7 protein-coding genes are annotated in these 8,213 nt (G+C 40.2%); all 7 read left to right on the top strand.

Features of this window, described 5'->3' with window-relative positions:
- Positions 1–83 precede the first annotated feature (83 nt).
- The 7 genes from BJK46_RS01700 (at position 84) to merA (ending at position 8,049) form a co-directional block, all read left to right on the top strand.
- Positions 84–1,679 carry a xylulokinase gene (locus BJK46_RS01700; RefSeq protein ID WP_063278662.1) on the top strand — a complete coding sequence of 532 codons (1,596 nt, stop codon included), beginning with the start codon at positions 84–86 and terminating at the stop codon, positions 1,677–1,679.
- A 241-nt stretch (positions 1,680–1,920) separates the two neighbouring features.
- The gene (locus BJK46_RS01705; protein WP_014612804.1) at positions 1,921–3,030 is read left to right on the top strand and encodes an NAD(P)/FAD-dependent oxidoreductase; all 1,110 of its coding nucleotides are present in this window, start codon (positions 1,921–1,923) and stop codon (positions 3,028–3,030) included.
- The gene (locus BJK46_RS01710; protein WP_103263463.1) at positions 3,024–4,358 is read left to right on the top strand and encodes a nucleoside recognition domain-containing protein; all 1,335 of its coding nucleotides are present in this window, start codon (positions 3,024–3,026) and stop codon (positions 4,356–4,358) included. Before BJK46_RS01705 ends, BJK46_RS01710 begins: the two co-directional genes overlap by 7 nt.
- A 131-nt stretch (positions 4,359–4,489) precedes the next feature.
- Complete coding sequence (locus tag BJK46_RS01715) at positions 4,490–5,539, top strand: ABC transporter permease (RefSeq protein ID WP_015729754.1); 1,050 nt, start codon at positions 4,490–4,492, stop codon at positions 5,537–5,539.
- Between the two features lie 12 nt (positions 5,540–5,551).
- Complete coding sequence (locus BJK46_RS01720) at positions 5,552–6,214, top strand: ABC transporter ATP-binding protein (RefSeq protein ID WP_037542118.1); 663 nt, start codon at positions 5,552–5,554, stop codon at positions 6,212–6,214.
- A gap of 86 nt (positions 6,215–6,300) precedes the next feature.
- A complete protein-coding gene (gene hypR, locus BJK46_RS01725) occupies positions 6,301–6,723 on the top strand; it encodes a redox-sensitive transcriptional regulator HypR (RefSeq protein WP_014612808.1) in 423 nt (140 codons plus the stop codon).
- On the top strand, positions 6,724–8,049 hold the full coding sequence (gene merA, locus BJK46_RS01730; RefSeq protein ID WP_015729751.1) for a hypothiocyanous acid reductase MerA: 1,326 nt from the start codon (positions 6,724–6,726) through the stop codon (positions 8,047–8,049).
- Positions 8,050–8,213: the final 164 nt, after the last annotated feature.

Here is an 8,213-nt window from a genome sequence, read left to right on the forward strand (position 1 = left end):
GGGTATTTTCGTGAGCAACATGTCTTGGTTTCATTTAACAATCTTTATACAATAAAAGGTAAGAAGACGAACGAGGTGATAGGATGGACAAGCAAACGATACGTCAACAAATCGAAGCGGGGAACATTTCAGTAGGTATCGAATTAGGTTCGACGCGCATCAAAACTGTCGCTATTGATTCGACGACACGCACGATTGCGACTGGGCATTATGAATGGGAACAACAACTGACTGACGGATATTGGTCCTATGATTTAGATGAAGTTTGGCAAGGGATTCGAGAGAGTTTTCGTTTGATGACCCGGGAAATAAAAGCGACATATGAGGTGAAACTCACGCACATGGCAAGTTTAGGGATTAGCGGGATGATGCATGGTTATTTAGTGTTTGATGCACAAGGTCAACTGCTTGTCCCTTTTCGGACGTGGCGTAATAATACCGCACATGAAGCAGGTAAACAGTTAAGAGAAGCATTTCAGTTCAATATTCCTGAACGTTGGAGTATTGCACATTATTATCAAAGTGCGTTGAAAGAAGAATCACATGTGAAGGATGTCGCGTACATGACGACGTTATCGGGTTACGTTCATTGGCAATTAACGGGAGAAAAAGTGCTCGGAATTGGTGATGCTTCGGGGATGTTTCCTATCGACCCCAAGACTGCCACATATCGAAAAGACTTATGTGAACAGTTCGATACATTAATGGCAACAAATGGATATGATCAAGACATACAGCGCATTTTACCGACAGTCCACGTGGCTGGTGAGCAAGTGGGGACTTTGACGGCAGACGGCGCACGCTTATTAGATCCAACTGGCACGTTAACGTCGGGATGTCCGATGTGTGCACCAGAAGGCGACGCGGGTACAGGTATGGTGGCGACCAACAGTATTGCACCAAAAACCGGAAATGTATCGGCAGGAACGAGTATTTTCGCTATGATTGTCCTCGAACAGCCACTGCAAGCCGTATACCCGGAGGTCGATATTGTGACGACGCCAGCTGGAGATGAAGTGGCGATGATTCATGCGAATAATGGGTCGTCAGATTTGAATCATTGGGTACATTTATTTGAAGAGGTTTTTCAACTTATGGATATGTCATACGATAAGACGACGTTATGGACACGTTTATTCGAAAGTGCATTAGATGGAGACGATGACTTAGGAAAACTGTTATCATATGGCTATATTTCAGGTGAATACATGACTGATGTTCCTAGAGGATTTCCATTATTTATACGGCAACAAGACAGTCGTTTTAATATCCAAAACTTCATGAAAAACCATATTTTTACGATGCTCAGTACACTCAAAATAGGTGTTGATCGATTGAAAACACGGGAGCAACTGCAAATAGATCGCATGACAGGTCACGGCGGAGTTTTTGCGACGAAACAAGTGGTACAACGTTATTTAGCAGCGGCGTTAGAAAGTCCAGTCACAGTGATGGAGAATGCGAATGAGGGCGGCGCATGGGGCATGGCAATGTTAGCAAGATATATGTTAGAGAACAATGTCACGTTAGCGGCGTTTTTAGAGCATGTCGGCTTTCGTGACGTTGAGACTGAAACGATGGCACCACAAGCGCGTGATATCGAAAGTTTTAACACCTATGTGCAACGATTTGAAGCGGGCTTGGCGATTGAGCGCCTGTTGAATGACATGTTGGATTGATAGGTGTTTGAATTGGAGTGGCACAAGTCGTGTATCGTGCTGAACATTGCAAAATAGGCTGTCACGCTTCATATCATGACGAGGTTAGGATATCAAAATTTTTATATCCATCCTCGTTTTCTTTTATGCTTTATGGATCATAATGACAAGCGCATCGTCAAGTTGTTCATATTGCAATCACTCAGTAGATGGTCTACAATTAATAAATCGTAATTATTTCGATTTAGAAAGAGGGATTGTAATGAAACAACATCACCGAGTCATTATTATTGGTGCAGGTGCTGCAGGTGTTGGCATGGCGATAACGATGAAGACGCTTCATGTCGAAGATGTTTGTGTCATAGAGGCTGGCGCAATCGGGCAATCTTTTAAAAATTGGCCGAAATCCACACGCACAATTACCCCGTCCTTTACTTCAAACGGTTTTGGTATGCCAGACATGAATGCCATTGCTAAAGATACATCACCTGCTTTTACATTTAATGAAGAACATTTATCGGGTGATACCTTTGCAGAATATTTAACGGTTGTTGCTGAACATTATGACATCGATATACGGACAGAAACGAAAGTAGAAGATGTTCAATTTGTCGATGGCGTTTATGAATTAAATACATCTCAAGGCACTTATACCGCAGATTATATTTACGTTGCGACAGGTGACTTTGCCTTTCCAAATCAACCATTCGATCATGGGATTCATTATAGTGAGGTAGATGATTTTAAAGCATTACCTGGTCATACGTTTACAGTCATAGGTGGAAATGAAAGTGCATTCGATGCCGCTATCCATCTCGCTAAAGGAGGTGCACAAGTCTCCATTTATACGAGTTCAACAGGCTTTGATGCAGATGAAGCTGATCCAAGTATACGTTTGTCTCCATATACACACCAACGTCTAAGAGAAGCGGTACAACAAGGTGCAGAAATTGAAATGAACGTTCACTATCGTGCAGAGTCTATTATATTTCGCAATGGCCAGTATGAAATCCATTTTGATAATGGTGCCATCGTATACAGTACGACGGAGCCGATTATCGCGACAGGCTTTGATGTAACGAAAAACCCGCTTATTCAACAACTCTTTACAGTAAGAAATGGAGAAGTTCAATTAACAGATTTAGATGAATCGACACGTTATCCCAATGTTTTTCTAATAGGCGCGACCGTAAGACATGCTGATGCGATACTTTGTTATATCTATAAGTTTAGAGCGCGATTTGCAGTATTGGCACGTACGATGATGCAGCGTGAAGGCCTCTCTGTAGATCAAGCAGTGATTGATAGTTACCGTGATAATCACATGTATTTAGATGATTATAGTTGTTGTGAAGTGAACTGTTCATGCTAACAGTCACATATCATTTGGTCAGCGGTCGTGTATCTGATATTCCTAACGAACCACATCAGTTTCGAGTATGTGGATGGAAACAACTGACCCCGTATGAACAGCAAGCGTTTAAGCGTTTCGTGATTCAACAACGGTTAGCGGTGTCGCTCAATCAAGCTGTCCATTGTACGACGGAAGAAACACGAAAACATGTTGCACAATTGAAATCATTTTGGCGTGTTCATCATCAGCAACGCCCACGCCCTTTACATACGTTATTAGGGTGGTTGTGCGTCTTTTTAATGTTCGCTGTCCCTGTTTATGTTGCCTATCATTTTTCTGATTGGTTACAAAGCGAGTTTGTTGCACCTTGGATTGATTCAGTTGCACAACATGCGCTTTTTCGTCCATCACTCATCCACGCCTTTTTATTTGGTGATTACGGTGTTTTATCATTGGGCACGTATTCACTTGTTTGGGCATTGCCGGTTGTTGTGTTACTGAGTTTGTCTACTGCATTAATTGAGCAATCGCACTTGAAACAATATATCATTTGGTCGATTGCGCCCACAATGGGGAAGGTGGGACTCGATGCAACAGATATTATTCCATTGTTAGAAGGTTTTGGATGCAATGCTGCGGCAATTGTACAAGCTGGTCATCAATGTCATTTATGTACCCGTACGCGTTGTATGAGTCTTATCAGTTTTGGGACATCATGTAGTTACCAAATTGGTGCGACACTTTCAATATTTAACGTCGCACATCAAACATGGCTCTTTATCCCGTATTTATTACTTGTGTTAGTAGGAGGATTATTGCATAACCGATTATGGTATCGCACAGAGCAACAGTTTATGCCTATACAGACGACGTTGGATGAGTCATTAACATGGCCATCTTTAGGGCGTGTGTTATCCCAAATGGGAGAAAGTGTTAAGATGTTTCTATTTCAAGCATTACCAATATTTATTACCATTTGTTTGATTGCTAGTGCCTTGGCATTGACGCCAATAATGGAAATGATTTCAAAATTGTTTATTCCACTCCTTAGCTTATTACACATTCCACATGAACTATCACCGGGTATACTCTTCTCGATGATTCGTAAAGATGGCATGTTGCTATTTAATATCGGAGATGGACAGTTTATCCATAACCTATCATCATGGCAAGTGTTACTCCTCGTCTTTTTCAGCTCAACATTTACCGCTTGCTCTGTTACAATGACGATGGTCATGCGACAATTAGGGTGGCGTGAAGGGGGTAAAATGATTGCACGTCAAATGCTGACATCACTTGCATGCGTCATTTTGTTAGGCAGTATAACGTGGATTCTATTACTTTAGACACTAATTTTATGGAAGATATATGAAGAGAGTTGAGATGTTAATATCGTCTCAGCTCTTTTTTATTGAAATGAGGCTTAAAATATATGGATTTAGGGAAGATATAACCTATATCATCTCAGGAGGTGCCTATGTTTTTAGCATGGAATGAAATCAAACGGAACAAACTTAAATTCAGTCTCATTATTGGTGTTCTCATCCTCATCAGTTATCTATTATTTTTACTGTCTGGATTGGCGAAAGGACTTATCAATATGAATACGGAAGGTATTAATCGTTGGGAGGCAGATGCGATTGTGTTAAACAAGGATGCCAACCAAACAGTTCAGCAATCAAGCTTTGACAAAACGCTTGTGAATGGAAAATTTGATAAACAAGCCACATTGAAACAAGCAGCAGTCATTGTCTCTAACGGTAAAATTGAAGAAAATGCATTGCTATATGGAACGCAAAAAGATGCGTTTATTGTCCCTCAACTGACAGAAGGACGTACGTTTACTGCAGATAATGAAGTCATAGCTGACGGTACATTGAAAGAAAAAGGATTCAAACTCGGGGACACGTTATCACTTTCTCAATCAGATGAAACACTCAAAATTGTAGGATTTACCGAATCAGCAAAATACAATGCCTCTCCTGTTCTCTTTGGGAATGATCAAACGATTGAAAAAATAAATCCTCTTTTAACTGGGGATAAAACGAATGCCGTCGTTGTAAAAGATAGTCATTGGCAACATCAAAAACTAGACTCGACACTTGAAGCAATAGATATCAATACATTTATCGAAAACCTGCCAGGTTATCAAGCGCAAAATTTAACTTTAAACTTTATGATTAGTTTTTTATTTATTATCTCGGCTACAGTCATTGGTGTTTTTTTATATGTCATTACGTTACAAAAGACGCAATTGTTTGGCGTATTGAAAGCACAAGGATTTACAAATGGAGATTTAGTGAAAGTCGTATTATCTCAAACATTTGTATTAGCGCTGATTGGGACAGTTATTGGCTTAATATTAACCCTCGTGACAGGTACATTTTTACCTTCTGCCGTACCGATTAAATTTGAGATGCTCACGCTTATAATTTTTGGTATTGTGCTCATTTTAGTGTCGCTATTGGGCAGTTTATTTTCAATAATGACGATACGCAAAATTGATCCACTGAAAGCAATCGGTTAGGAGGTAAAAGGTATGTTGAAATTTCAAAATGTCACAAAATCATTTAAAGATGGCCAACAGGTTATTGAAGCGGTAAAACCGACAACACTAGAGTTTAGTCCAGGAGAACTTATAGCGATTGTAGGGCCATCTGGTTCAGGGAAAAGTACATTTTTAACAATGGCAGGTGCATTGCAAAAGCCGACATCCGGAGATATTATCATCGGCACACAAAAAATAACAGATTTAAGCCAAAAAGCATTGGCACGTGTCCGCATGCAACAAATTGGCTTTATATTACAAACGTCAAATTTAGTACCATTTTTAACAGTCAAACAGCAATTTCAACTCTTGAAAAAGCGAAAAAAAGACGTGATGGCACAACAAGATTTTGATGCACTTATCCAACAGTTAGGTTTAGAAAGTGTCATGAATCAGTTACCAAGTGAAATATCGGGTGGACAAAAACAACGTGTCGCTATTGCCAAGGCGATCTATACGAATCCAGATATCATTTTAGCTGATGAACCCACAGCTTCTCTTGATACTGAAAATGCGATGTCGGTGATGGAGATTTTAAAAAATGAATCTAAACGACGCAACAAAATGTGTATGATTGTGACACATGACGAGCGGCTAACGGCATACTGTGACAAGGTATTTGAAATGAAAGATGGTGTGCTTACAGAAAAGTAGAAACAATATTTAAAGGATTAGGGTTTTTATTTTAGTAAAGATGTGTTTTAATGTAACTATAAGAATTACATTAAAGAGGTGCAATGATGAATCTTGAATTTAATATTGCCGTGCACGTACTCACATTTTTAAATCAACATAAAGGGGAAGTGTTTAATAGCCAAGCACTCGCTGAAAATGTCTGTGTCAATCCTGTGCAATTAAGACGCGTGATGTCAAAGTTGCAACAAAAAGGTGATGTTAAAGTGGTGCGTGGTCAAAAAGGGGGATATCTTGCTACTGAAGATGGATTGGCGATTAAGTTAGAACCACTTTTTCGTTTATTCAATCGCCCTGAGAACCATGGACGCTTATTTACAGGAAACCCTTCCATGCACTGTAAAATCTCACAAAAAATCGAACAAGTCATGTATGGCCACTATTTAATTGAACAAGAAATCATTGCAAATTATTACCAAGGTCAAACGATAGGTGATATTTTGAACCAAATTAGAGAGGTGGAAGCATAAATGAATCAATATGATTTAATTGTTGTCGGATTTGGCAAGGCAGGGAAGACATTGGCAAAATTTGCAGCACAACAAGGTAAGAGAGTCGCAGTCATTGAAAAGTCTGCTGAAATGTATGGAGGGACATGCATTAACATCGGCTGTATTCCATCAAAAGTATTAGTTCATGACGGAATCGAAGCGGCATCATTTAACGACGCGATGCAACGTAAACGCGATGTAGTCAATGCATTAAACAGTAAAAACTATCACAATCTTGCAGATGAAGAGACAGTAGATGTGATAAATATGACAGCATCATTCAAGTCCGCACATGCAATCGACTTATTGAATGCACAAGGTGAAGCGGTACAAACGATTGAAGGGAAAAATATTGTCATTAACACAGGAGCGAAGTCAGTCATTCCAAATATTAAAGGTATCGATACATCGCAACGTGTGTATGACTCAAAAGCAATTATGGACTTAACGCAGCAACCGAAACGTCTAGTGATTGTCGGTGGAGGCTATATTGCACTTGAATTTGCGTCAATTTTTGCGAATTTCGGTACAACAGTGACTGTCTTAGAGCGATCTGATCAAATCTTGAAAAGAGAAGATGCAGTGATTGCACAACAAGTGACAGAAGATTTAACACAAAAAGGCATTCAATTCATTTATAATGCTGAAACTGAAGCGATTGAAGATGAAGCTGATGTGACTAAAGTTGTGACAAACCAAGGCACATTTGAAGCGGATGCTGTACTTGTGGCAACAGGGCGCAAACCGAATACAGAAGGCTTAAACTTAGAAGCAGCAGGTGTTCAACTAGGTCAACGTGGAGAAATTATTGTGAATGACAAATTACAAACATCTGTTGACCATATCTATGCAGTTGGCGATGTGCATGGTGGCTTGCAATTTACGTATATTTCATTGGATGACTTTAGAATTGTGAAATCACAATTGTTTGGCGATGGTAAACGTACACTCGCACAACGAGGCGTGGTGCCGTATACAATGTTTATCGACCCACCGATGGCACGTGTCGGTATGACTGCGACAGAAGCACGTGAGAAAGGGTATGATATTCTTGAAAATCAAGTTGCTGTGAATACAATGCCACGTCATAAAATAAACAATGACACGAGAGGTCTGTTCAAAGCGGTGGTCGATGCGAAGTCAGGTCAAGTGTTAGGCGCTACATTGTATGGTCAGCAGTCTGAGGAGCTTATCAATATTGTGAAATTAGCGATTGATCAACAGTTGCCGTATGCAGTGTTGAGAGATAACATCTATACACATCCGACGATGGCTGAATCATTCAACGATTTGTTTAATGTATAGTGATGTGTTGTGGCACGTGTCGGTTATCGATGCGTGCTTTTTTCGGTGCGCCCGGCATGGGTAACATCTTGACGGTGAAAGTCCGTTACAGGCTTGGTAGTAGGAACTGTTAGCGAAAGACAAGGGTGTCCATTGCGAAGTGGAATCTGAAGGAAGTCGGACGC

Origin of the sequence: Staphylococcus pseudintermedius, assembly GCF_001792775.2 — a bacterium.
Lineage (GTDB): Bacteria > Bacillota > Bacilli > Staphylococcales > Staphylococcaceae > Staphylococcus > Staphylococcus pseudintermedius.